Source organism: Citrobacter sp. GW821-FHT02E08 (genome assembly GCF_059421685.1).
This window is the reverse complement of record NZ_JBWKVL010000004.1, coordinates 279,283-304,520: the sequence shown is the minus strand read 5'-3', so window position 1 is coordinate 304,520 and position 25,238 is coordinate 279,283. Positions and strand designations below refer to the sequence as shown.

The window sequence follows — 25,238 nt, the reverse complement described above, 5'->3', positions numbered from 1 at the left end:
ACAACGTAGATCGGTTGTTTTTAAGAATCTTTTATTTATACGAATTATAAAGAAAAAATAAAATTCAGGACAATGCGGGAACCGTAATCCGTCTCTTTTTAAGTGAAAAATACGCTGTTATTTCCTGGCACAAACCCGCGCCACACGCTGTACTCTTTTTAAACAATTCCATACTTCGCCCCTCAATCGCCCTGGTTTTTTGCCTCTGCTATTCAATTTTTTGGGGTGTGTCGTATGGGAGAGGAGGAGAGATGAAACAGCCTGATAATGTCTATCTGCGCGTTGACGGAAACCAGTGGCGGCACGTCTGGATTGTAGGCGACCTCCACGGGTGCTTCGCCTTGCTGATGACCAAATTACGCGAATGCCATTTTGATCCCTGGCAGGATTTGCTGGTCTCGGTAGGTGATGTTATCGATCGTGGGCCGGACAGTCTGGGCTGCCTCCGGTTACTGCGTAAAAACTGGATGGTGGCGATCAGAGGGAACCATGAGCAAATGGCGATGGATGCGCTGAAATCAGAAGAGCCTTCGTTATGGTCGATGAATGGCGGGGGCTGGTTTATGGCGTTACCGGCAATACAGCAGGCGCAGGCAAGGCGCGCGCTGGAAGATTGCCGTGAACTTCCGTGGATTCTGGAGCTGCATTGCCACAATGGCATGCATGTTGTGGCGCATGCTGATTATCCGGACGATGAGTATCAGTGGCAAAAGCCTGTCGACTTGCATGAGGTGTTGTGGAGTCGCACGCGTCTGAGTGAACGACTGGCGGGACGCGGTGGCGGTATTAGTGGGGCGGATCACTTCTGGTTTGGCCATACCCCGTTACGTCATCGCGTGGATATAGATAACCTGCACTATATTGATACCGGTGCTGTTTTCGGTGGCGAACTGACGTTGGTCCAGTTGCAGTAATCAGAAATCGCTGTATTTCTGGGCCGGCAGCCAGAATCCATCGATGAAGTCTTCTATCGGGAAGCAGCCTCCATGGCGAATTCGCTGATCGTCCATTGAGAACAGGCACTGTTGCTCAGTATTGTAGACATCCACCACGATATCCTCGCAACCGCCATCCAGGTAGCAAACAAAAAGTACCAGTGCGAACATTCCATCCTCAAATTGTATTGCCGTACCGTTAGTGTAGGAGAGGTTATCGGTGGAGGGAAAGGGAGAAATAAATAACCCGTCTGGCGACGGGTTCTTTTTGAGTCAGGCAAGACGCATGACCCAGGCATCGGAATGGCGATCGTAGCGGGTGCGAAATAGAACGGAATGTTCTCCATTGAGGAGGGCGGGGATGCTGGTTTCGTCGTCCCAGGCATCCAGTTGCATACATAAATCAGGATCGGATTTACACGGAATGGTTAACGTTCGATCCCCCGGCGATTCACCGTGTAACTCACCGTCGTCAATTTCAAAAGCGCCAATACGTACACTGGTTTTCATCATTTGCTCTCCGTTGAAATTCGCTGATTGTGGTACGACCAGTTCGATCGCCCAATTTTCAGCGTAGTCAACGGCGGCAAAAGCGCCAGTCAAAAAGTGCGTTATTTTTGCGCGCTTCTAGGCATTACCGCTAAACAGCTTACCGTCACGCACTAGTTCGCGGGGATAGCTATTTTTTAGGCGCGAACCAATGCGTTTTGCCAGACCTATCGGCTGATGCTGGAATGTCACCAGAACATCATCTGTGGCAGGGGAGGTTTGTGGATAAACATCGCGACCGCGATACCACTCTTCTGCATCTTGCGGCGAAAGTTCAAAGGCATTTTTGTGCTCAGGATTGGCCAGCGCAATGACCGCTTCGTGCTGCCAGCGGAACCCTTTGTTATGGGTTTCCGCTAATTTCAGGCCGAGTCGGGAGAAGCGCACTTTGCCAATCAGCCCTTCGACAGCCTCCGGGAAAAGCCAGATCTCTTTATCACGTTGCCAGAGGCGCAGGTTTTCATCCCATTGCAGGCCGCTGGCGCTGGCCGCCTGGGTAATCTGTGCCGATTCGCGACCTTTCACGGGCGTAAACGGGAAATTGCCGACTTTATATTTTGGCGCGGGTAACGCAGGGATAGCCTGAGTTTTGCGTAAGCGCGCAACGAAGAAGCCTTCACAGTCATAAATCTGCGGGAAGACATGCAGAAAACCTTCCGGCGTCAATGCCCGCTTTGCATCAGGAAATAGGTCATCTAACGGGAGGAATTCAACGGCGTCCGGCCAGGTCTCTTTTAGCCACTGACAGACGGCTTCGTTTTCATCGCGATTGAGCGTACAGGTGGAATAAACCAGCGTTCCGCCGGGGCGCAACGCGTGGAATGCACTCTCAATTAACTCGCGTTGGGTGGCGGCGATGTCAAGGTTGCTCTCAACAGACCAATTTTTGAGTGCGTCCGGATCTTTACGCACTACGCCTTCGCCTGAACAGGGGGCGTCCAGCAGAATGGCATCAAACATTTCTGGCAGTGCGGCGCCGAACACGCGACCGTCAAAATGGGTCAGCGCAACGTTACTGATCCCGCAACGACTGATGTTCGCATGCAGCACTTTGACGCGGCTGGCAGAAAACTCATTGGCCAGAATCGCGCCCTGGTTATGCATTCTGGCAGCGATTTGCGTGGTTTTGGAACCTGGGGCGGCGGCGACGTCCATGACCCGCTCCGGGCTATTTCCGTCGGCAAACAGTGCAGCGACCGGCAGCATTGAGCTGGCTTCCTGAATATAAAACAGACCGCTTAAATGCTCGGCCGTACTGCCCAGCGGCAGTGACTCTTCATCATCACGCTCGATCCAAAAACCTTCCTCACACCAGGGGACGGGCGTCAGTGACCAGCCGTAAGGGGCCGTCAACTCGAGAAACGCGGGGACGGAGATTTTCAGTGTGTTGACGCGAATGCTGCGGCGTAGCGGACGCTGGCAGGCGGCAAGAAAATCATCAAAACAGAGCGTAGAAGGCATTATCTCACGCATTTGCGTCAGAAAATCATCAGGAAAATAAACGGCGTGTTGAGCCACAAGAATATACCACCGGCAGTAAAACAGGCGCGCAGTGTAGCACAAACGCTCCGGCGCGGGCACGCCGGAGCTCTGCGGTTAACGAGGGAGCGCGGTTCCCCATTCGCGCCACTCTTTGGGTTCGACTTCCAGCAGCAGGAAGTGTTTGCCTGCCTGCGCTTTAGGCGCCAGCGGCGTGCCTGGCGGGGTGGCGAACGCGATACCGCCACGAACGAACTGATTAAAGGTGCCTGTCTTCACGACCCCGCCGGTCAGGCCAAAATCGAGGCTGTAGCCAGATGCCAGCCAGAACACGGAGTTGTTGCGAACGAGGTGCTGATAACGCTGGCTGATGCGCATAGCAATCATCACACGGTCAGACAGCGTTCCTAAGGTCATTCCCGTCACCGTGCCCACTTCAATTCCCCGGAACAGAACCGGCGTACCGATGTTCAGCGAACCGGCTTCAGGGGCTTCAACCACGACGCTCAGGCCATCAAGATAGCGAGAGTCGGTAATGGTGGTTTCCTGTAGCTCGAATTCGCGACGTGGGTTGCCGCGTCCCGGTTCAACGTTGATGTAAGGCTGCAAAATCGTATCCAGATGCTCGACGCCCGCAGCAGAGATTTGCGGGGTGATCACCGAGAAACGGGTGCCGCCCCGGGCGAAGGTTTGCACGTATTCCGGGTAGAGTACCGCTTTGGCTTGAACTTCATTGCGCGCAGTAATCAACTCCAGCGTCTGGATCTGTCCAATATCGATGCCGAGGTAACGAATCGGCATACCGGCGGCAAGTTTCCCCGCGTCGAAGGCGTGTAAGGTGATTTGGCCGCCGACCGCGCGGGCTGCGGTTTCCGACGCATAAAGGATCCGTTTGTCGCCTTTACGCTGGCTGGCGCTGGCACCGCTCAAATTATCGAAGCTGATAGCCCCTTTTAACGCACGGGAGAGCGGGGAGGCTTGCACGGTAAGGCCGCTGCCATTGAGCTGTACTTTCGCGCCGCCCTCGGCCCAGAACACGCTGTTGCTGGTCAGCAAATTGCGGTATTCAGGTTTGATATGCAGATCAATATCAAAGGCATTGGCGCGTGGACGCACGGTGATCACTTCACCCACTTCAAATTTACGGTACAGCACGACGGAACCGGCCTGTACATCCGGTAGCGTTTCGGCGCTGAGGCTGACGGTGGTTGTCGGCAAGTCGCTGAGGCTGTTTTCTACGGCTTTTTCCAGATTGGCATACAGCGGATAACTGGCCTTCATCTCACCTTTGGTGCCAGGTAAAATACGAATGCCGCCGCTTATCCATTCACTGGCGCTGGCGCCGAGAAACTCAATGCCGTCCAGACCGACTTTGACATCGACGCGGCTATTGACCACGAATTTGCTGTCGCCCTGAACCAGATCGCGATGTTGTGGATCGATAGCGACAATAAATGTGACGCCTTTACTGGTGAGTTTACGCTCAATGACCTGGCCCACCTGCACCCCGTGCAGAATAAGCGGCTGTCCGGCATCAATGCCGTAGCTTTCCGGTGCGGTGAGGGTAAAGGTCAGCACATTTTGCTCATGAAGAAGGGCTTGTTCGCCCGGCACTACCACAAACTCGCTACGCGGTTCGCCTTCACCGGGCACCAGTTCGAAGGTTTTTCCGGTGAGCAATGCACTGAGGTTGGCATCGCTGAGCGACAGTTTTGGATTGCGTAGTTCAATGCGTGTCGAATCGCGTAACAGCGTCACAACGGCAGGATCCACCGTCATTTCACCGGTCACTTTACCACCGGGGTTGAGATGCAGTTTGGTTAACTGACCCACTTCCAGCCCCTGGTACATCAATGGCGTCGAACCGGCCTTCAGACCGTTGCCGCTGGGCAGCTCAAGATTCACCAGCACGCCACGTTGACTGTGCGCGAGATCCTGGTACAACCCGAAAGCATCGTCCTGAGCTGCGGGTTGAGAGTTGTCCGGGGAGTCAAACGCGATAGCACCGTTCACCAGTGCTGCCAGACTTTCCAGTTTCACTTTTGCGCCGCTGAGACTGATGTCGGCATTCACCCCCGAGACATTCCAGAAACGGCTGCCTTTTTTCACCAGATTAGTAAAGCGTCGTTCAATCAGCACATCAATCGTGACCCCCTGTTTGTTGGGGTTGATGGCGTAGTCGTAGACACGCCCCACGGGAATTTTACGGAAATAGACCAGTGCGCCACTGTTGAGTGAACCGAGATCCGGTGCCTGAAGATGGATCATTAATTCGCCGTTGTTCAGGCGATATTTCGGTTGTGTATCCAGCGCCACAAAGTGATCGCTGGGTTCGCCTTTTCCGGGCATCATGCCGATATAGTTGCCGCCGACCAGCGCGTCCAGGCCGGAAACCCCCGCCAGCGAAGCTTTCGGCGTGACCAGCCAGAACTGTGTATCTTCACGCAGTGCATCTTTCATGTCGGCCTTGATACTGACGCGAACTTTGATTTTGCGCAGGTCTTTGCTCAGATTGATATCCTGCACCGTGCCGACTTCAACCCCTTGATAACGCACGGGGGTTCGGCCAGGAACGATGCCATCCGCCGACATAAAATCGATGGTGACGGTATTACCGCGATCTTCATAACTTCCCCATACCAGCCATCCGGCGATCATCAGGGCAATGAGCGGCAGCAACCAGAAGGGCGAAATACGGCGTTTTGTTTTAATCTGCGCTTCCGTCGGCGAAGCGGGCGTTTCCTGACTCATGTGCATCCCAAAGTAAGCGGCTATCCAGCCATTCGACTGAAAGAATAGTCAATATTACCGCTGCGCCGAAATACAGCGCAGCCGGTCCCATAGTAAAAGCCAGTATCTGATCGCGATTAATCAGAGACATCGTTAATGAAATAACAAAGAGATCCAGCATTGACCAGCGACCAATCCAGGTGACCAGGCGCAGAAGCCGGATACGCATTTGCAGCCCCAGCACAGAGTTGAAATGGATACTGATCAACAGTGTAAACATCACAATTATTTTGGTAAATGGCACCAGGATACTGGCGATAAAGACCACGGCGGCCACCGCAACATTGCTGCTCGCCAGTGACATAATACCTGAAAAAATAGTGTCTTCCTGACGCCCGCCATTGACATAAATGATCGAAATGGGCATCAAGTTGGCCGGTAGCAAAAAGACGATAGAGGCTAATAAAGCGGCCCAACATTTTTGTATGCTCTGCTTTCTGCGCAATCGCAGTGGGATATGACAGCGAGGGCAACGCCCACGGGGATCGGGGTAACCTGTAAAGTGACACCCCAGACAAACGCGAAGTTTTTCGTCGGGACGTCGGGCAGGCTTCTGCGGGTAAAAGCGTTCCCATAACTGCTCAACATTGAGGTGGGATAAGGTCAGAATACTGAGGAGAACCAGTGCGATGAAGGCGGTGAGCCCAACACCGGGCAGCAAAAAGGCGTAATCCTGCACTTTAATTGATGCCACCGCGATGCCGACCAGGTAGATGTCCAGCATGACCCACTCTTTTAACCTTTCCAGCATTAACAGCACCGGGCGCAGGTTCATCCCCAGAATGTTGCCAAACCACAGGTAGGCGATAGACGTCACCAGCACCAGCGGCGCACCGGCGACGCAAAAGAGCACCATCGCGCCGGTTATCGGGTCGCCCTGTTTTGTCATCTGCCAGATACCCTGCATCACGTTGGCATCAATGCGTACCCCGAGTAAATAGATGTGCAGCAGCGGTTCGCCCCAGGCAAAAGGCATCAGCAACAGCATCGTGATGGCCATTGCCGCCAGACGTGTCAGCGACCAGTCGCGTCCGTCGCGGATTTTGGCCTGACAGCGCGGGCAGTACGCGCTCTGGTAAGAGCGCATTTTTGGCAGGCTGAACAGCAGGTCGCACTGAGGGCAACGGTGATAATGTGCTCGGGGCAATGCCTCGCCGATGGATCTGACCGCTATTTTTTTCGTTGGCGTGATATGTGGGGTTTTAAGAGCCATGTATCGCGAATCAAAGTGTTAGATTTATGTAATCTTAACTCATGACGGGAATGATCTTGAGCATTAACGCATTTAATGCTTATTTTAATAGGCTGCAATGTAAAGTAAGACAACCAAGTGATTATAAAATGAACAAAACAGAGTTATACACGGATCTTAATCGCGACTTTCAGGCATTAATGGCAGGTGAAACAAGTTTTCTGGCAACACTCGCGAACACAAGCGCATTGTTGTATGAACGTCTTTCAGAAGTGAATTGGGCGGGATTTTATCTGCTTGAAAACGACATGCTTGTATTAGGTCCGTTTCAGGGGAAAATCGCCTGTGTGCGTATCCCGGTTGGGCGCGGCGTCTGTGGCACGGCAGTGGCGCAGAACCGCGTTCAGCGTATCGAAGATGTTCATGCTTTTGACGGGCATATCGCGTGCGATGCCGCCAGCAATTCCGAAATCGTACTGCCGCTGACGGTCGGGAATCGGATTTTGGGTGTGCTGGACATTGATAGCACGGCATTTGGCCGCTTCACTGAAGAAGATGAACAGGGTCTGCGTCAGCTTGTTGCACAGCTTGAGGCGGTGCTTGCAATGACGGATTACAAAAAATTCTTTGCGGCCGACGCAGGATAATCAACGGATAACGTAGCAATTACTGATGGCGTCATTATAATGACGCCTGTTCATGCCTGCGGCTAGTTGGCTACGTCCGTTGTAATCAGGAAATTTCATGGAAAATCAACCTAAGTTGAATAGCAGTAAAGAAGTTATCGCATTTTTGGCCGAACGTTTTCCTCACTGTTTTAGTGCGGAAGGCGAAGCGCGCCCGCTGAAAATTGGCATTTTTCAGGATCTGGTAGAGCGCGTTGAGGGTGAAATGAACCTTAGCAAGACTCAACTTCGCTCCGCTTTACGTCTTTACACTTCAAGCTGGCGTTACCTCTACGGTGTTAAACCGGGTGCAACGCGTGTCGATCTCGACGGCAACCCTTGCGGTGAGCTGGATGAGCAGCACGTTGAGCATGCACGTAAGCAGCTTGAAGAGGCAAAAGCTCGCGTTCAGGCGCAGCGCGCAGAACAGCAAGCGAAAAAACGCGAAGCTGCCGCTGCTGCAGGCGAAAAAGAAGACGCTCCGCGTCGCGAACGTAAGCCGCGTCCTGCACCACGCCGCAAAGAAGGCGCTGAACGTAAAGTTCGCGCTGAGAAACCGGCAGCGAAAGCACCTCGTGCACCTCGCGAAGAGCAGCACACCCCGGTTTCTGACATTTCAGTCCTCACGGTAGGGCAGTCTCTGAAGGTGAAAGCAGGTAATAATGCGATGGATGCCACCGTATTAGAAATCACCAAAGATGGCGTCCGTGTACAGCTGAATTCGGGTATGTCTTTGATTGTACGCGCAGAACACCTGGTGTTCTGAAACGGAGGCCAGGCCGGGCATGAACACTTTTTTTAGGCTTACCGCGTTAGCTGGCCTGCTTGCAATAGCAGGCCAGTCATTTGCTGTGGACGACATTACGCGTGCCGATCAAATTCCTGTACTGAAGGAAGAAACACAGCATGCGACAGTGAGTGAACGTGTGACGTCCCGTTTCACACGTTCCCACTATCGTCAGTTCGATCTGGATCAGTCGTTTTCGGCGAAAATTTTCGATCGTTATCTGAATTTACTCGACTTCAGCCACAACGTGCTGTTGGCGAGCGATGTCGAGCAGTTTGCTAAAAAGAAAACCGTGCTGGGCGATGAGCTACGTTCGGGCAAGCTGGATGTCTTTTACGATCTCTATAATCTGGCGCAAAAACGTCGATTTGAACGTTATCAGTATGCGTTAAGCGTACTGGAACGTCCGATGGATTTCACCGGTACCGATACGTTTAACCTTGATCGCAGCAAAGCGCCCTGGCCGAAGAATGAGGCCGAGCTGAATGCGCTGTGGGATGGAAAAGTAAAATTTGACGAGCTGAGCCTGAAGTTAACGGGCAAGACCGACAAAGAAATTCGTGAGACGCTGACGCGTCGTTACAAATTTGCCATTCGCCGTCTGGCGCAAACCAACAGCGAAGACGTTTTCTCGCTGGCAATGACCGCTTTCGCGCGCGAAATCGATCCGCATACCAATTACCTTTCCCCGCGTAACACGGAACAGTTCAATACCGAAATGAGCCTGTCTCTGGAAGGTATTGGCGCTGTGCTGCAGATGGATGATGATTACACGGTCATCAACTCCATGGTGGCTGGTGGTCCGGCGGCGAAGAGCAAAGCGATCAGCGTTGGCGATCGTATTGTGGGCGTCGGCCAGAACGGTAAAGGCATGGTGGATGTGATTGGCTGGCGTCTGGATGATGTCGTTGCGCTGATCAAAGGACCGAAGGGCAGTAAAGTTCGCCTTGAAATCCTGCCTGCTGGCAAAGGTACGAAGACCCGAATTGTTACGCTTACGCGTGAACGTATTCGCCTTGAAGACCGTGCTGTCAAAATGTCGGTGAAAACCGTCGGCAAAGAAAAAGTGGGCGTGCTGGATATTCCTGGTTTCTATGTTGGCCTGACGGATGATGTCAAAGTTCAACTGCAGAAACTGGAAAAACAGAACGTGAGCAGCATCGTTATCGATCTGCGCACCAACGGCGGCGGCGCGCTGACAGAAGCGGTTTCGCTCTCCGGCTTGTTTATCCCTTCTGGCCCGGTTGTGCAGGTGCGTGACAACAACGGTAAGGTTCGCGAAGACAGCGACACCGACGGCGTTGTCTACTATAAAGGTCCGCTGGTGGTGTTAGTCGACCGCTTTAGCGCATCCGCATCTGAAATTTTTGCCGCGGCAATGCAGGACTATGGGCGTGCGCTGATTGTGGGTGAACCGACCTTCGGGAAAGGCACCGTGCAGCAGTACCGTTCACTGAATCGCATTTACGACCAGATGCTGCGTCCGGAATGGCCGGCGTTGGGTTCCGTGCAATACACAATCCAGAAGTTCTATCGTGTTAATGGCGGTAGTACTCAGCGTAAGGGCGTTACACCCGATATCCTCATGCCGACAGGTAATGAAGAGACTGAAACTGGTGAGAAGTTCGAAGATAACGCGTTACCGTGGGACAGTGTTGATGCGGCAACCTATGTGAAGTCAGAGGATTTAACGCCATTCGGTCCGGAATTGCTCAAGGAACACACTGCACGTATCGCCAGTGATCCTGAATTCCAGTACATCATGAAGGATATTGCCCGTTACAACGCCATGAAAGATAAACGCAACATTGCGTCTCTCAATTTTGCGCAACGTGAAAAAGAGAATAACGAAGATGATGCAATGCGACTGGCGCGTATCAACGACCGCTTTAAACGCGAAGGTAAACCACCGCTGAAGAACCTGGACGATCTGCCGAAGGATTACCAGGAGCCCGATCCGTATCTTGATGAGACGGTGAAAATAGCGCTGGACCTGGCCCATCTTGAGAAAGAGAAGCCTGCGGAGCAACCCGCAGTCACGCAATAACCTGAACAGGCACAAGAAATTGTGCCTGTTTTTTTTAACATATGTGGGTGGCCGTCAGACCAGGGCTATCAAATGTAAAGTTGTGTCTTTCTGGTGACTTACAGCCCATTGATGCTTGAAAATAGCAATAAGACCCATACGATGTGGGTAATCGCATAGTGCGTTTTGTTAAGTTGAGGTTAAAAGAAGATTATGATGCGAATCGCGCTCTTCCTGCTGACGAACCTGGCCGTGATGGTCGTTTTCGGGCTGGTGCTGAGCCTGACGGGGATACAGTCGAGCAGCGTGCAAGGTCTGCTGATCATGGCGCTGCTGTTTGGTTTTGGTGGTTCCTTCATTTCGTTGCTGATGTCCAAATGGATGGCGTTGAAATCCGTTGGTGGAGAGGTCATCGAGCAACCACGTAATGAAAGAGAACGCTGGCTGATGAATACGGTCGCGACGCAGGCCCGCCAGGCGGGGATTGCTATGCCGCAGGTGGCTATTTACCATGCGCCAGACATCAATGCGTTTGCTACCGGTGCTCGTCGCGATGCGTCTTTGGTCGCCGTGAGCTCGGGCTTGCTGCAAAACATGAGCCCGGACGAAGCTGAAGCCGTTATTGCGCATGAGATCAGCCATATTGCGAATGGCGATATGGTGACGATGACCCTGATTCAGGGGATTGTGAACACGTTTGTTATCTTTATCTCACGTATTATTGCGCAGATCGCCGCAGGCTTTCTGGGCGGTAACCGTGAAGAAGAAGGTGAGGGCGGTAATGGCAATCCATTGATCTATTTCGCAGTTGCGACAGTGCTGGAGCTGGTCTTTGGTATTCTGGCGAGCATTATCACCATGTGGTTCTCTCGTCACCGTGAATTCCATGCCGATGCCGGTTCGGCGAAACTGGTCGGTCGCGAAAAAATGATTGCCGCGCTGCAGCGTCTGAAAACCAGCTATGAGCCACAGGAAGCCAGCAGCATGATGGCATTCTGTATCAACGGCAAGTCGAAATCGCTGAGCGAGTTGTTCATGACGCACCCACCGCTGGATAAGCGTATTGAAGCGCTGCGCAGTGGGGAATATCTGAAGTAACAGGCATCAGTGTGCCGGTGAGCTGAACAGGTTCTCCGTAAAGTCTGACTGTATAAAAGCGCGTCTGATGACGCGCTTTTTTTACGCGCCTGCCCGGGGTTGTGTGATACGTAAAGCACTCACAATGGCCGCCAGCGTAGCCATTATGCCCGCAACTATCAGCGCAATGTGGGTTCCGCCATCGCCGAACAGGTTCAGCATGAGTGCCACCAGTGCGGCCCCCGAACTTTGCCCCAGTAAACGTGCCGTTCCCAGCATGCCACTCGCACCTCCGCTACGTTCGCGGGGGGCTGAGGTGATGATCGTATGGTTATTTGGCGACTGGAATAAACCGAAACCGGCGCCGCACAGGATCATCGGCCAGATAATACTGATGTCTGAGGGGGAAGCTGGCAACAACACCAGGGAAAACATACCTGCCGCCATCACCGCCAACCCCAATGCGCCCAGCAGACCCGCGTGTACCTTTTCTATTAAGTAACCAGCAAGCGGTGCCATCACCATGGTGGCCAGCGGCCAGGGCGTTAATAACAGGCCGGTTTCCACTTCGCTTCGGCCTAAAACGGTTTGCAGGTAAAAAGGCAGGGACACCAGGGCGAGCATTTGCGCGCAAAAAGAACAAATCGAGGTGCCAATAGAGAGGGAAAAGAGCGGGATTCGCAGCAAGTCTACCGGCAGTAAAGGGACCGGAAGCGAAAGCTGGCGGCGAATAAAGAAAAAACCGACAACAAGCATGATGGCGGCCTCGGCGCCGATCAGCAGGAGTGACTGCCCCTGGGCGAATCCACTTAGCGCCGTGATCAGCAGTCCAAACGTTAAAGCGTTCATCACTGCGCTCGGCAGGTCAAAGCGCGGTTTCTTACTGCGTGAGCTGTTGGGCGGCAAAAAACGCATGGCCAGTAGCAATGCCAGAATGCCTAACGGTACGTTAATCAGAAATAACCACTGCCACGATGCGACTGAGAGGATGGCGGCAGCCAGTGTGGGGCCTGCCGCTGATGATACCGCGACAATAAATGAGTTAATGCCCATTCCCCGTCCAAGATGGCGCTGGGGAAATATAAGGCGAATTAGCGCGGTGTTGACACTCATCAGCGCTGCCCCGCCAAATCCCTGGACGACGCGCGCCATCGTCAGCATTTGCAATGAGTCAGACAAGGCACAAAACAGGGACGCCAGCAGGAAAATCACTAACCCGCATTTGTATATACGTCGATAACCAAACATATCCCCCAAAAATGATAGAGAGAGCAGGGACACCACAATGGCAATTTGGTAAGCGTTAACCACCCAGATTGAACTGGCGGGTGAAGCCTGAAGATCGGCGGCTATCGTTGGGAGCGCGACGTTAGCAATTGCACCGTCGAGGACTGCCATCGAAATACCAATAGCGATGGTGAGAATGGCACCGTACCGTTGAGGAACGGGCAATCCATCTGTCTGGCATTTTTCCATATGAATTCAGAGTCTTTTGGGGATTATGATCAGAGTAATTATTTTAGCATTGATATTCAGGGCTTATGTCGCAGAATTGTCACTAAGTAAGCAAAGATGGATTGCGGGCAATGTAACGTGAAATTATAATAAAAAATTGTTCTGATTTTTATAAAACACTCGTAATGAGGTGATAAATGGCTATCGCAGATCTGGATAAACAACCTGATTCTGTTTCTTCTGTGCTGAAGGTGTTTGGCATTTTACAGGCGCTGGGGGAAGAGCGCGAAATTGGTATTACCGAGTTGTCGCAACGTGTCATGATGTCAAAAAGCACCGTTTATCGCTTTTTGCAGACCATGAAAACGCTGGGGTATGTGGCTCAGGAAGGCGAATCAGAAAAATATTCTCTGACCCTGAAACTGTTTGAATTAGGCGCACGTGCTTTACAGAATGTTGATCTGATCCGTAGCGCTGATATCCAAATGCGTGAGCTTTCGCGTCTGACGAAAGAGACGGTACACCTTGGTGCGCTGGATGAAGACAGTATCGTTTACATTCACAAAATTGATTCTATGTACAATCTGCGTATGTACTCGCGGGTTGGACGTCGTAACCCGCTGTACAGTACCGCGATTGGTAAAGTGCTGCTGGCCTGGCGCGATCGTGATGAAGTCAAACAGATTATGGAAGGGGTTGAGTATAAGCGCAGCACCGACCGTACTATAACTTCTACTGATGAATTGCTGACATTGCTGGATACAGTCCGCGAACAGGGTTATGGCGAAGATAACGAAGAACAGGAAGAAGGTTTACGCTGTATTGGCGTACCGGTATTCGATCGCTTCGGGGTTGTCATTGCGGGTCTGAGCATCTCCTTCCCGACGCTGCGCTTCTCAGAAGAGCGTTTGCACGAGTATGTCGCCATGCTGCACACGGCGGCACGCAAGATCTCCGAACAAATGGGCTATAACGACTACCCGTTCTGAGTGGCGTTCGCTTCCTGATTTTAAAAAGCCAGACGGCACATACTGCTGGCTGGCTTTTTAAATATGACGTAACCGTTTACTGCCGGGATCGTTTCAATATTGGATAAGTCAATATTAGCGGGACTCAATATGATGAACGGAAGAATAAATAAGGCATAACAGAGTTATGCCTTGGGGAAATACTCGACAAACAGATTTAGTTATTATCAACCACAACCGTACTTTTTCTTAATACAGGGCAATCTGTCAGACCGATAATACCGCTATTAGTGTGAATATACTGTGCCGTGCTGGTGCCGCGGGCGGTCAGATAGTGGCATTGCAAGCCCAGACCCGCCGCATTCTCCTGACTCCCAATCAAAATTCCATAACCGCTGAGTAGTAAACCTATCCATACCAGAGCAAGCAAGACAATCGCGCGAATGATCAAACGCATTACAACCTCTTTTCTTCTTTCGTTATAATAAGAGTAGCCTCTACATCTGCTGATACAAGTGAATCATTCCTAAAAATACAGAGTGCCGCTACAGTTAGCCCCGGTTTAGGTAACGCATGGTAATTTAGAGTCATAAGATGTGGATTCGGAGAACGGAGTGAAAAAGTTTCGGTGGGTATTCCTGATAATTGGCGTGCTGGTCTGCCTGTTGCTTTGGGCGCAGGTGTTCAACATCATGTGCGATCAGGATGTACAATTTTTCAGCGGTATTTGTGCCATCAATAAATTTATTCCCTGGTAACCGCATTTTTACAACAGGTGATTACCTTCTCGTGTAGCAGTGCTAAAATGCTCCGTCTACATTGAGGTGGTAAAATGAACGAAGTTCTGAACTCTGGCGCGCTAACTTTCGCGTCTTTAATGGTATCGGTGGTGGTTCTGGTTGTTGGACTTGTCTTATGGTTTTTCGTCAACCGCGCAAGCTCGCGCACCAATGAGCAGATCGAATTGCTCGAATCCTTGTTAGACCAGCAAAAACGTCAAAATGCGTTGTTGCGCCGTCTGTGTGAAGCAAATGAACCAGAAAAAGCGGTTGAAGCACCCCCCGCAGCAAATGCACGGGAAGAGGACGATGACATCATCCGTCTGGTAGCGGAAAGGTAGCCGGAGTGACAGGATGCGAGTGAGCCTGCACAACCTGCGGACACGCCATCCTGTCATCCTTCGCGATGATGCACTGTTCTGGTGCAAGTGCGCATTTTGATTCTCGTCTGCTATAGACCCCGGCAACGTGATATTTCATCGAACAATGAATATCTTATCCTTGCCTGGATTAATTAATGTTCTTCTCTACGACTAATATATGATTATGTTTTTTTTGTGATAACGATCGTTTTTATTAATAACGAAACGTTTCTCTCACTTTTTTTGGGCATTGTCATCGTATTTTCATTATTTTGGTGCACAACGCCGTTGGAGAATTTTGGTACATTAATCCATTAAAAAATCAGTCTTTCGTATCTGTTTTTTTTCAATTAGTGTGTTTTTGTTATGTGACAATTTATGCATTACAAAGCATAAAAAGTGATATCTGTCACTAGTGGTGATAAGTTAAGCAACTTGCCTGGAACAACCGAACTTATTGAGCTATGGTAGAAAAGCGCCTGTTCTGACTGCGGTTTGTCAGAGCGGACGCAGAGAGGCGAAAATATATTTTCAGCGGATTTAGCGCATAACTGTGCAGTCGCGCTTTGCCGATTTTCGGGATTTGTGCGACTGATCGAGACACGTTTAAAAATGGCTTGCCATATTTAACGTTGTATGTGATAACACGGCTTGGGTTAAACGAGGTACAGTTCTGTTTATGTGTGGCATTTTCAGTAAAGAAGTCCTGAGTAAAAACGTTGTCGTTGAATACCGCTTCTCTGCCGAACCTTATATTAGTGCCTCAAGCAGTAATGTCTCAGTTTTATCTATGTTATGCCTGCGGGCGAAGAAAACAATCTAAGGAATTTTGCAAATGGCAAAGATTAAAGGTCAAGTTAAGTGGTTCAACGAGTCTAAAGGTTTTGGTTTCATTACTCCGGCTGATGGCAGCAAAGACGTGTTTGTACACTTCTCCGCTATCCAGGGTAATGGCTTCAAAACTCTGGCTGAAGGCCAGAACGTTGAGTTCGAAATTCAGGACGGCCAGAAAGGTCCGGCTGCTGTTAACGTAACAGCTATCTGATCGATACCACTGATTTGAAGCGTTCAGGCGCATCAACCTCAGATATAAAGCCTCGCAAATGCGGGGCTTTTTAATTCAACTTGCGTCAAAACATTTCTGAATCCCCTCCCGTTTGCGCTTTGTTGCAAAACCGCGAAGTTCGTAGCATTGTTTTTCCCGATTTCCCCCACTGTTTTTCGTTAAATCAATCACCTGGAAAGTAAGTTTGCTGGAGACCTGGTGAAAAAGAAAAGCGACAGCGCTGTGGCTAATTTTACCCCCGTGCGTTTTGCGCTGCTTTGTGCGGCAATAGTGGCAAGTATGGGATTATTACTCGGGCGCCTTGCGTGGTTACAGATTGTCACGCCGACGAACCTGGTCAGGCAAGAGGATATGCGCTCGCTACGTGAAGTCACGACGGCTTCTGTGCGCGGGATGATTACTGACCGGGAAGGGCGTCCGCTGGCCGTTAGCGTGCCGGTGAATGCGGTCTGGGCCGATCCTCAAACCATCATCAGCAAGGGCGGTGTGGGATATAACGAACGCTGGCAAGCATTGGCTAGTACGCTGCATCTGTCGTTAAGTGTGCTGGCAAAGCGAGTTAACAGTAATCCTGCAGGGCGATTTCTCTATCTGGCGCGCCAGGTATCGCCGCAACAAGCACAATGGATAGACAAACTTAACCTTGCGGGGATCAATCTGCGCGAAGAATCACGTCGATTTTATCCTGCCGGACATGTTGCGGCTAACCTGATTGGTTTTACCAATATAGACGGGCAGGGGATTGAAGGGGTTGAGAAAAGTTTTAATTCGCAATTGACGGGAAAACCGGGCTCGCGTCTTGTGCGTAAAGACAAGTTCGGACACGTGATTGAGAACATCACGGAAGTCACGTCTATTCCGGCACATGAATTGCGACTCAGTATTGATGAGCGTTTGCAGACCGTGACGGAGGATGCCTTAGACAATGCTGTCACCTGGAATAAAGCGGAGTCGGGCGCAGCAGTGCTGGTCAGTGTCGCCACCGGCGAAATTCTTGCGATGGCAAGCTTCCCGGATTTTAACCCGAACAATCGCGACGGAGCCGTGCTGGACGATTTTCGAAATCGCGCCATTAGCGACACCTTCGAGCCGGGCTCCACCGTCAAACCATTAGTCATCATGACGGCGCTTAAGCAGGGTATTGTGCAGCCAGACAGCGTGATCGACACGCATCCGTTTAATCTTGACGGTCATCGTATCCGAGACGTGGGCTTCTACCCTGAACTCACGTTAACCGGCATTTTGCAAAAATCGAGTGACACGGGAGTTTCGCATCTCTCACTGGCGATGCCGGTTCAGCAATTGCTCGATACCTATAAACGCTTCGGATTTGGTACGCCGACAGGACTGGGATTAACCGGGGAGAGTCGCGGCTTGCTGCCCCAACGACGTTACTGGAGCGATCTCGACCGGGCAACATTCGCTTTCGGTTATGGTCTGATGGTGACGCCGCTGCAACTGGCGCATGTTTACGCGACGATCGGCAGCTTTGGTATTTATCGACCGCTCTCCATCACCCGTATCGATCCCCCGGTGATTGGCACCCGGGTGATGTCTGAAGGTCTGGTCCGCGAAGTTGAACATATGATGGAGAGCGTCGCGTTGCCCGGAGGTGGCGGAACCAAAGCGGCGGTGAGAGATTATCGTGTCGCGGTGAAAACCGGTACGGCGAAAAAAATAGGCGATGATGGAAAGTACGTCGACAAATATGTGGCCTACACGGCGGGCGTCGCCCCGGCGAGTGACCCGAAATTTGCGCTGGTGGTAGTTATCAACGATCCGCAGAACGGTGCTTATTATGGCGGGGCGGTTTCGGCTCCGGTCTTTAGTCAGATTATGGGGGACGTATTACGCCTCGAAAACGTCAAGCCTGATGGCATGCCCGCCGATTCTGACCATTTGCTGGTCATGCACGGCAACCGTGCTCCGTCGCCTGCGCACTAAGAGCGCCAGGTTACCTGGTCTGCGGGCCCGCATTCAGGGCGTTTGCGCGCGTTGTTCTGCAACGTGAATTATTGAGAGTATATTTTCCCGGGGCGCAATTCGCGTTACACTTGCGCCCCGAAGTTATCAGCCGGAGTTGTCATGTCGTTTTCTTGTCCTCTTTGCCACCACCCTCTTGCGCAAGTAAAAAACAGTTTTATCTGTCCGCAACGACATCAGTTTGATGTGGCGAAAGAAGGATATGTCAACTTACTGCCGGTGCAGCATAAACGCTCGCGTGATCCCGGTGACAGTGCGGAAATGATGCAGGCGCGCCGGGCGTTTCTTGACGCCGGGCATTATCAGCCGCTACGTGACGCTATCGTCAATATCCTCAATGAACGTTTACCTCCCCATGCGACTTCGGTTCTCGATATTGGCTGCGGCGAAGGGTATTACACCCATGCATTTGCCGATGCGCAGCCAGAAATCACCGTGTTTGGTCTGGATGTGGCAAAAGTGGCGATTAAGTCTGCGGCAAAGCGTTATCCGCAGGTGACGTTCTGCGTTGCCTCGAGTCACCGTCTGCCATTTGCTGATGCGTCAATGGATGCCATTGTCAGGATATACGCGCCGTGCAAAGCGGAAGAGTTAGCCAGAGTCGTCAAACCGGGTGGGTGGGTGATCACCGCCACGCCGGGACCACGCCATTTAATGGAGCTCAAAGGGCTGATTTATGATGAGATCCGCCTGCATGCGCCGCACACGGAGCAAATCGACGGATTTACGTTACAGCAGAGCGTGGCGTTGAACTATCCGATGAGCCTTAGCGGCAGTGAGGCTGTGGCGTTGTTACAGATGACGCCTTTTGCATGGCGGGCGAAACTAGACGTGTGGGAAACGTTGTCAGCCAGGGAGGTGTTTGACTGCCAGACCGATTTCAGCCTTCACCTCTGGCAGCGCGACAGTTAGCCGTAAAAATGGGCCCAGAGGATCTGGGCGCCAATGCCAATCAGCACGATCCCGCCTAAAATTTCAGCTCGTTTGCCCAGCATCGGGCCAATGAATCGGCCGATCATCATTCCCAGCGTCGACATGCAAAGCGTCGCGCAACCAATGGCCAGCGCAGTCGCGATGATATTTACCTGCAGGAAGGCTAAACCGACCCCAACGGCCATTGCATCCAGACTGGTGGCAATGGCTGTAGTCACTAACAGCCAAAAGCTGTGACGGCGCAGGGGCTCTGCGTCTTCGTCATCGTTATCACGAAAGCCTTCAATGATCATACGCCCGCCGAGGAAAATCAGCAGCAGGAAGGCTATCCAGTGGTTCCATTCGAGAACGAATTTGCTCGCCAGCATCCCCATGCCCCAACCAATCAGCGGGGTCAGCGTTTCGACAGCGCCAAAAATAAGGCCGGTGCGCAGCGCTTCGGAGAATTTGGGTTTATGCAGGGTAGCGCCTTTACCAATCGACGCAGCGAAGGCGTCCATCGACATGCCAAAAGCGAGAAGAATTGTAGCGGTAACATGCATGACAGCGTCCTGACCGGGGTTTCCATAAAACACATCACCGCCCCCAGCAAACATGCCCCCAACGCGCATCTGTGATGACAGTATTCGCATTCTGGTTGGCATAGCAGTTGATGTGCATATGGTCTCGCCTGACTGAGAATTTCAGTCCGTACGCGCCACGTTTTTCAACGAGTATGTTGACACGTACATTTCCGGAGTCTGGAAATCGGCTACTCCCCAAATGACGGCGCAACCTTAACATATTTTGAGAATATAAAACAACAATGGGGAAATAATATTTGATTTCTAACTGAAAACGATTTTCATTTAGATTTAAATATCAATGAAAGGTTAAAAGGAATAATAATTTTAGCTATTAAAATATAGCCTGAGCTATGTTTGTCGTTGGCTGATATACCAGGATATAGTTCAGGCTATATTATTAACTCATTGAGAAGAAACGAGAAGTTTATATATTCCTTCCAGGTCGTCTATATTTCGTACGCGGACCAGCAATCGGCGTTGTTCTAATTGCATCACCAGCACGCCATCCTCGGATAAATTCATTTCTTTAATCCGGTTATATTCTATCCACACATTGGCGAAGAAGAAGCCTTTTGGCTTGAAGATGATTTTAGGCGCCCGGATCCAGAACAGATACAACCCCATTAATACCAGACCACATAATAACCATGTGGTGGTTTGCGGTCCGTGGCTGGTGGCGTTGTTATAGATAAGAATGAGCACCAGGCCAACAAAGATGACACTGTCCACACGACTGCGACGCAACAGGGGAACAGAAAGCAGGGTGGAGCCGTGACGGCGGGGCATGATGAACTGATCGTAAAGGGCAAATGCCAGCAACACGGCAATAAAGAGAACCAGCACCAGGTCCGTGATTGTCATGAATCCTCCAAATAAAAACCGGGGGCAGGCCCCCGGTAAAGTACAACGTTATTACAGACCCAACAGACCTACAGAGTAACCTGCGATACCGATGACGAAGAAGCCAACGATGATCCACAGGGCGTTCACTTTCTTACGCAGCAGCCACATACAGGCGAAGGTCAGCAGCAGCGGCACCAGGCCCGGCATTAGCTGGTCAAGGATGGTCTGCACGGTGGTCACGCGGGTTTGTCCATCCTGACCGGTGATGGTCGATACCACCAGCGGGATGTTGACGTGCGTCCACTTGTTAACCAGTGCCCCCATGACAAACAGGCCGAGAATTGACGCCCCCTCAGTCAGTTTCTGCAGGAAACCGCCGCCCATATCAGAAACGATATCGACACCTTTACGATAACCGTAGGCCACGCCGTAGTAACGGGTTGCCAGACGTACGGCGTTGAACAGGATGAAGAACAGCAGTGGACCCAGCAGACTGCCGCTCATCGCGATACCGGCACCCAGTGCGGCAAACACCGGACGAACAGTACCCCAGAAGATCGGGTCACCGACGCCCGCCAGCGGACCCATCAGACCGACTTTGATACCGTTGATAGCACCATCGTCGATCTCCGCGCCGTTAGCACGTTGTTCTTCCATCGCCAGCGTAACGCCCAGTACTGGAGCCGCCACGTAAGGATGGGTGTTAAAGAACTCCAGGTGACGTTTAATCGCTTGTTTGCGCTCGTCGTTATTCTCAGGATACAAACGACGGATGGCCGGTATCATAGAGAAGCAGAAACCCAGCGCCTGCATACGTTCGAAGTTCCATGAACCCTGAAACAGGTTAGAACGAATGAACACGCCACGAATGTCACTCTGAGTGAGTTTTTTCTCGGTAGTTGTTTTAGTCATATCAACCATTTCGCTCACCTGCTAGTCCAGTTCATTATCGAGAGAGTTATCACCAGCAGCCTGAGCTGGCGCACCCGCTACGCGGTTATATTTCGGGCTCAACTGAATGTAGAGGATGGCCATGACTGCGCCAATCACACCCAGAGCGACCAGGTTGAAGTTAGTAAATGCGGCGGTCACAAAGCCGAGGTAGAAGAACGGCATCAGGTAGCCCGCACGCATCATGTTGATGACCATTGCATAACCGACGACGACGATCATACCGCCCGCAATATTCAGACCACCGGTAACGACTTCCGGAATCGCGTTGAGCATGCTCTGCACTTCGCTGGTACCGACAGAGATAGCCACGATAACGGCCGGAATGGCGATTCGCATTGCTTGCAGGAACAGGGAAGAGACATGGATCCAGGACAGCGCCGTGAGGTTGCCGTTTTCGGCCGCCTTATCCGCTGCGTGCTGGAATGCCACGGTGATAGTACGCACGATGATGGTCAGAACCTGGCCTGCCGCCGCCAGCGGGATAGCCAGCGCGATACCAGCACCAATACTTTGGTGACCGGCGATAACCAGAACGGTTGAGATAATGGACGCCAGCGCGGCATCGGGTGCAACGGCGGCACCGATGTTCATCCAGCCCAGAGCGATCATTTCCAGGGTACCACCGATGATAATACCGGTTTTCATATCCCCGAGAACGGCGCCGATCAGCGTACAGGCTATCAGCGGACGGTGGAACTGAAATTCATCAAGTACCGACTCCATACCCGCGATACATGCGACGATGAACACCAGCACAATCTGAAGAGTGGTAATCTCCATTGTACTTCTCCTATTGCTATACAGACTTAAGTGTGAAAGCTAATTAATGATGACGGCTTACTTCGCCGCTTTGGCGATCAAGTCCATCATTTTCAGTTTCTGATCGGTGGAAACTTTACGAACTTCAAGTTCGATACCGCGTTCGTTGAGTTTTTTGAAAGCGACGATATCTTTCTCATCGACAGAAACCGCATTGTTAACCTGCGTTTTGCCCTGGCGGAAGGCCATACCGCCAATGTTCACGGAGGTGATTTTCACGCCACCTTCGACGATACGCTCCACATCAGTAGGATTGGTGAACAACAGCATGACGCGATCGCCGGCGTATTTCGGGTTGTTGTAGACGCGAATCATCTTCTCGACATCTACGACGTGCGCCGTTACGCCCGGAGGTGCGACTTGTGTTAATAGGGTTTTACGAACGTTATCCGCAGCCACTTCATCGCTTACCACGATAATGCGGGTCACGTTGGTCTCTTTGGTCCAGCGCGTTGCCACCTGACCGTGGATAAGACGGTCATCAATACGGGCCAGACCGATGGTCATATAATCATCAGGACCCATTGGTTTTGCCGGTGCGGCCGCTTTGGGTGCTACAACCGGTGCGACCACCGCTTTTTCAACCGGTTTTGCTTTCAGCGCTTTCACACCTTCACGTCCGGTTTCAACTGCCAGAGCAACCAATTCGTCAAAGCTCGGGTTGTCATCACGGGCCATAAACGTTTCCACCAACATGGGAATGTTAACGCCTGCGACAACTTCATAATGCTCTTTATCAACGACAATGCGGCTGGCAGCGTTAAACGGACTGCCTCCCCATGTATCGACGAGAAATAGCACGCCTTTACTGGTATCGAGTTTTGCCAACTGAGCGTTGTACTTTTCAATAAGCGTCTCGGCATTTTCGCCTGGAACGAAATCGATCCAGCCGACATTTTCCTGCTCGCCTAACAGCATTTCGGCTGTTTTAAGTAACTGCTCTGCAGCCCAACCATGTGTGCCTATCACAATAGCAATGGTCACTTGCTACCTCCTTTATTATTGTTAACACATCGACGCAAAAATGTAGTTTGAATCGCCGTCCGCAATCGAATCGATTCAGATAAGGGTTACAATAGAAAACCTATGATTTTCGTGAATTATTTTAGATATCGAAAAAAATATTTTATGTGATGGAGATCCGTAATTTAGGTTTCGGTTACGAGAAATTTCGTGGTGTAAAATATCTCTGTCACATCTCTTTGCAAAGGACCGTAAATCTTTGCCAAAAAGATATTGTCTCTGTTATGTTTATGATCTGTTTTAATTTCTAAGGAGTATAGGGCAGTAGCCCGATGTATGGATCGTCACCGACGTCATTTCACCTTCAGGTCGCTTTGCGCCTGCCATTCTGGCAACGTTTGCCACAATCTGAATTTGCACATTGCTTTATCGCCTGAGATGTTCAGTGCGCCGTCTGGCTATTCCTTAAGCAGGAGCTTGTCATGGAATTCTTAATGGACCCCTCAATTTGGGTGGGGCTGCTCACGCTTGTTGTTCTCGAAATTGTTCTGGGCATTGATAACCTGGTTTTTATCGCGATTCTGGCTGACAAACTACCGCCAAAGCAGCGCGATAAAGCACGTCTTATCGGTTTGTCACTGGCGCTGTTCATGCGTCTTGCGTTGCTGTCCATCATTTCGTGGATGGTGACCTTAACCAAACCGCTCTTTACCGTCTGGGATTTAACCTTTTCGGGGCGTGACCTGATCATGCTGCTCGGGGGGATATTCTTGCTGTTTAAAGCCACCACGGAACTCCATGAAAGGCTGGAAAATCGCGAGCATGATTCCGGGCACGGTAAAGGCTATGCGAGTTTTTGGGTGGTGGTTACGCAAATTGTGATTCTGGATGCGGTCTTCTCGCTGGATGCGGTCATTACCGCTGTAGGTATGGTTAACCACCTGCCAGTGATGATGGCGGCAGTGGTCATTGCGATGGCGGTGATGTTGCTGGCCTCTAAACCGCTGACACGTTTCGTGAACCAACATCCGACGGTGGTCGTGCTCTGTCTGAGCTTCCTGCTGATGATTGGTTTGAGTCTGGTGGCTGAAGGTTTCGGCTTCCACATTCCGAAAGGGTATCTGTACGCGGCGATTGGCTTCTCCATTATTATCGAGCTGTTTAACCAAATTGCCCGGCGTAATTTTATTCGCCATCAGTCGACGTTACCGCTGCGTGCGCGTACCGCTGACGCGATTCTGCGCTTAATGGGCGGAAAAAGGCAGGCGAATGTGCAGAGTGAATTGGATATTCCGGCGGTGGTTCCCGTCCTGGAAGGCGCCTTTGCCGATGAAGAGCGTTATATGATTAACGGCGTACTGACGCTGGCGTCGCGTTCGTTACGCGGCATTATGACGCCACGCGGTGAGATTAGCTGGGTTGATGCGAGTCTGAGCGTGGATGAAATCCGCGAGCAATTACTCTCCTCTCCGCACAGTTTGTTCCCGGTGTGTCGTGGCGAGCTTGATGAAATTATCGGTATCGTCCGTGCGAAAGAACTGCTGGTTGCCCTGGAAGAAGGTGTCGACGTTGCGGCCATTGCATCCGCATCGCCGGCCATTGTGGTTCCGGAAACGCTGGATCCGATCAACCTGTTAGGGGTATTGCGTCGTGCCCGCGGTAGCTTTGTTATCGTTACCAACGAATTTGGCGTCGTGCAGGGACTGGTCACTCCGCTGGATGTACTGGAAGCGATTGCCGGTGAATTCCCGGATGCGGATGAAACACCGGAAATCATCACCGATGCTGACGGTTGGCTGGTGAAAGGTGGGACCGATCTCCATGCGCTTCAACAGGCGCTTGCGGTCGATAATCTGGTGGACGACGACGATGAAATTGCCACGGTCGCGGGACTGGTTATCGCGGTAAATGGCCATATTCCACGCGTGGGCGATGTGATTGAGGTCGCGCCATTGAGCATTACGATTGTCGAAGCCAATGACTATCGGGTTGATCTGGTTCGTATTGTTAAAGAGCAACCCGCACATGACGAAGATGAATAAACGGG

General features: G+C 51.4%; 26 protein-coding genes. 14 read left to right on the top strand and 12 right to left on the bottom strand.

Going from position 1 to position 25,238, the window contains the following annotated elements; all coding sequences use genetic code 11:
- Positions 1-251: 251 nt before the first annotated feature.
- Positions 252-914 (top strand): protein-serine/threonine phosphatase, encoded by a 663-nt coding sequence (gene pphA / locus AC07UY_RS07995; protein ID WP_494659929.1) that lies wholly within the window; start codon positions 252-254, stop codon positions 912-914.
- Here the strand turns inward: pphA and AC07UY_RS07990 are convergent, their stop codons facing one another.
- The 5 genes from AC07UY_RS07990 to yebS all read right to left on the bottom strand — a co-directional run bounded on the left by AC07UY_RS07990 (position 915) and on the right by yebS (position 6,966).
- Complete coding sequence (locus AC07UY_RS07990) at positions 915-1,106, bottom strand: YdfD/YebW family protein (protein WP_203358126.1); 192 nt, start codon at positions 1,104-1,106, stop codon at positions 915-917. It abuts the gene before it with no gap.
- A gap of 102 nt (positions 1,107-1,208) precedes the next feature.
- Positions 1,209-1,445 (bottom strand): YebV family protein, encoded by a 237-nt coding sequence (locus AC07UY_RS07985; protein ID WP_192614329.1) that lies wholly within the window; start codon positions 1,443-1,445, stop codon positions 1,209-1,211.
- 117 nt (positions 1,446-1,562) lie between these two features.
- Positions 1,563-3,002, bottom strand: a complete 1,440-nt coding sequence (rsmF, locus tag AC07UY_RS07980; RefSeq protein ID WP_494659928.1) for a 16S rRNA (cytosine(1407)-C(5))-methyltransferase RsmF — start codon at positions 3,000-3,002, stop codon at positions 1,563-1,565.
- A gap of 78 nt (positions 3,003-3,080) precedes the next feature.
- A complete protein-coding gene (locus AC07UY_RS07975; RefSeq protein WP_494659927.1) occupies positions 3,081-5,714 on the bottom strand; it encodes a PqiB family protein in 2,634 nt (877 codons plus the stop codon).
- Positions 5,671-6,966: a membrane integrity lipid transport subunit YebS gene (yebS, locus tag AC07UY_RS07970; protein ID WP_494701002.1), complete on the bottom strand. Its 1,296-nt coding sequence runs from the start codon at positions 6,964-6,966 to the stop codon at positions 5,671-5,673. Before yebS ends, AC07UY_RS07975 begins: the two co-directional genes overlap by 44 nt.
- Before the next feature lie 128 nt (positions 6,967-7,094).
- Between yebS and AC07UY_RS07965 the strand changes: the two genes are divergently transcribed.
- The 4 genes from AC07UY_RS07965 (at position 7,095) to htpX (ending at position 11,521) form a co-directional block, all read left to right on the top strand.
- Positions 7,095-7,592, top strand: a complete 498-nt coding sequence (locus AC07UY_RS07965; protein ID WP_494701033.1) for a GAF domain-containing protein — start codon at positions 7,095-7,097, stop codon at positions 7,590-7,592.
- 97 nt (positions 7,593-7,689) lie between these two features.
- Positions 7,690-8,376: an RNA chaperone ProQ gene (gene proQ, locus AC07UY_RS07960; protein WP_203358122.1), complete on the top strand. Its 687-nt coding sequence runs from the start codon at positions 7,690-7,692 to the stop codon at positions 8,374-8,376.
- Positions 8,377-8,395: 19 nt separating this feature from the next.
- Positions 8,396-10,444: a carboxy terminal-processing peptidase gene (gene prc / locus AC07UY_RS07955; RefSeq protein WP_494659925.1), complete on the top strand. Its 2,049-nt coding sequence runs from the start codon at positions 8,396-8,398 to the stop codon at positions 10,442-10,444.
- A 192-nt stretch (positions 10,445-10,636) separates the two neighbouring features.
- The gene (gene htpX / locus AC07UY_RS07950) at positions 10,637-11,521 is read left to right on the top strand and encodes a protease HtpX (protein ID WP_192611924.1); all 885 of its coding nucleotides are present in this window, start codon (positions 10,637-10,639) and stop codon (positions 11,519-11,521) included.
- Positions 11,522-11,602: 81 nt separating this feature from the next.
- Here htpX and AC07UY_RS07945 read toward each other — a convergent pair whose 3' ends face one another.
- On the bottom strand, positions 11,603-12,976 hold the full coding sequence (locus tag AC07UY_RS07945) for an MFS transporter (protein ID WP_494701001.1): 1,374 nt from the start codon (positions 12,974-12,976) through the stop codon (positions 11,603-11,605).
- Positions 12,977-13,152: 176 nt separating this feature from the next.
- Between AC07UY_RS07945 and kdgR the strand changes: the two genes are divergently transcribed.
- On the top strand, positions 13,153-13,944 hold the full coding sequence (gene kdgR / locus AC07UY_RS07940; RefSeq protein ID WP_192611926.1) for a DNA-binding transcriptional regulator KdgR: 792 nt from the start codon (positions 13,153-13,155) through the stop codon (positions 13,942-13,944).
- A 196-nt stretch (positions 13,945-14,140) separates the two neighbouring features.
- Here kdgR and AC07UY_RS07935 read toward each other — a convergent pair whose 3' ends face one another.
- Positions 14,141-14,380: a YobH family protein gene (locus AC07UY_RS07935; RefSeq protein WP_203358115.1), complete on the bottom strand. Its 240-nt coding sequence runs from the start codon at positions 14,378-14,380 to the stop codon at positions 14,141-14,143.
- Positions 14,381-14,537: 157 nt separating this feature from the next.
- On the opposite strand from AC07UY_RS07935, the gene mgrB reads away from it, so the two are divergent.
- The 6 genes from mgrB to rlmA all read left to right on the top strand — a co-directional run bounded on the left by mgrB (position 14,538) and on the right by rlmA (position 19,025).
- Positions 14,538-14,681, top strand: coding sequence for a PhoP/PhoQ regulatory lipoprotein MgrB (mgrB, locus tag AC07UY_RS07930; protein WP_162379727.1), 144 nt, complete (start codon positions 14,538-14,540; stop codon positions 14,679-14,681).
- Between the two features lie 74 nt (positions 14,682-14,755).
- The gene (locus AC07UY_RS07925) at positions 14,756-15,043 is read left to right on the top strand and encodes a YebO family protein (protein WP_494659923.1); all 288 of its coding nucleotides are present in this window, start codon (positions 14,756-14,758) and stop codon (positions 15,041-15,043) included.
- A 700-nt stretch (positions 15,044-15,743) separates the two neighbouring features.
- Complete coding sequence (locus AC07UY_RS07920; protein ID WP_192611929.1) at positions 15,744-15,887, top strand: DUF2627 domain-containing protein; 144 nt, start codon at positions 15,744-15,746, stop codon at positions 15,885-15,887.
- Between the two features lie 12 nt (positions 15,888-15,899).
- Positions 15,900-16,109 carry a transcription antiterminator/RNA stability regulator CspE gene (gene cspE, locus AC07UY_RS07915; protein WP_001062678.1) on the top strand — a complete coding sequence of 70 codons (210 nt, stop codon included), beginning with the start codon at positions 15,900-15,902 and terminating at the stop codon, positions 16,107-16,109.
- Positions 16,110-16,328: 219 nt separating this feature from the next.
- The gene (ftsI, locus tag AC07UY_RS07910; RefSeq protein WP_494701000.1) at positions 16,329-18,074 is read left to right on the top strand and encodes a peptidoglycan glycosyltransferase FtsI; all 1,746 of its coding nucleotides are present in this window, start codon (positions 16,329-16,331) and stop codon (positions 18,072-18,074) included.
- Between the two features lie 141 nt (positions 18,075-18,215).
- A complete protein-coding gene (gene rlmA, locus AC07UY_RS07905; protein ID WP_494700999.1) occupies positions 18,216-19,025 on the top strand; it encodes a 23S rRNA (guanine(745)-N(1))-methyltransferase in 810 nt (269 codons plus the stop codon).
- Here the strand turns inward: rlmA and mntP are convergent.
- The 5 genes from mntP to manX all read right to left on the bottom strand — a co-directional run bounded on the left by mntP (position 19,022) and on the right by manX (position 23,212).
- Entirely contained in the window at positions 19,022-19,588 is a 567-nt protein-coding gene (gene mntP, locus AC07UY_RS07900; RefSeq protein WP_192611932.1) for a manganese efflux pump MntP, read from the bottom strand. The genes rlmA and mntP overlap by 4 nt on opposite strands.
- 426 nt (positions 19,589-20,014) lie before the next feature.
- Positions 20,015-20,473: a DUF986 family protein gene (locus AC07UY_RS07895; RefSeq protein WP_494700998.1), complete on the bottom strand. Its 459-nt coding sequence runs from the start codon at positions 20,471-20,473 to the stop codon at positions 20,015-20,017.
- Between the two features lie 51 nt (positions 20,474-20,524).
- The gene (locus tag AC07UY_RS07890) at positions 20,525-21,376 is read right to left on the bottom strand and encodes a PTS mannose transporter subunit IID (protein WP_203358109.1); all 852 of its coding nucleotides are present in this window, start codon (positions 21,374-21,376) and stop codon (positions 20,525-20,527) included.
- A 12-nt stretch (positions 21,377-21,388) separates the two neighbouring features.
- A complete protein-coding gene (gene manY / locus AC07UY_RS07885) occupies positions 21,389-22,189 on the bottom strand; it encodes a PTS mannose transporter subunit IIC (protein WP_162379735.1) in 801 nt (266 codons plus the stop codon).
- Between the two features lie 57 nt (positions 22,190-22,246).
- Positions 22,247-23,212: a PTS mannose transporter subunit IIAB gene (gene manX / locus AC07UY_RS07880; protein WP_494659919.1), complete on the bottom strand. Its 966-nt coding sequence runs from the start codon at positions 23,210-23,212 to the stop codon at positions 22,247-22,249.
- 315 nt (positions 23,213-23,527) lie between these two features.
- On the opposite strand from manX, the gene AC07UY_RS07875 reads away from it, so the two are divergent.
- Positions 23,528-23,686, top strand: coding sequence for a protein YoaL (locus AC07UY_RS07875; protein ID WP_494659918.1), 159 nt, complete (start codon positions 23,528-23,530; stop codon positions 23,684-23,686).
- Complete coding sequence (gene yoaE, locus AC07UY_RS07870) at positions 23,674-25,233, top strand: CNNM family cation transport protein YoaE (protein ID WP_494659917.1); 1,560 nt, start codon at positions 23,674-23,676, stop codon at positions 25,231-25,233. The genes AC07UY_RS07875 and yoaE overlap by 13 nt, the downstream gene beginning before the upstream one ends.
- Positions 25,234-25,238: the final 5 nt, after the last annotated feature.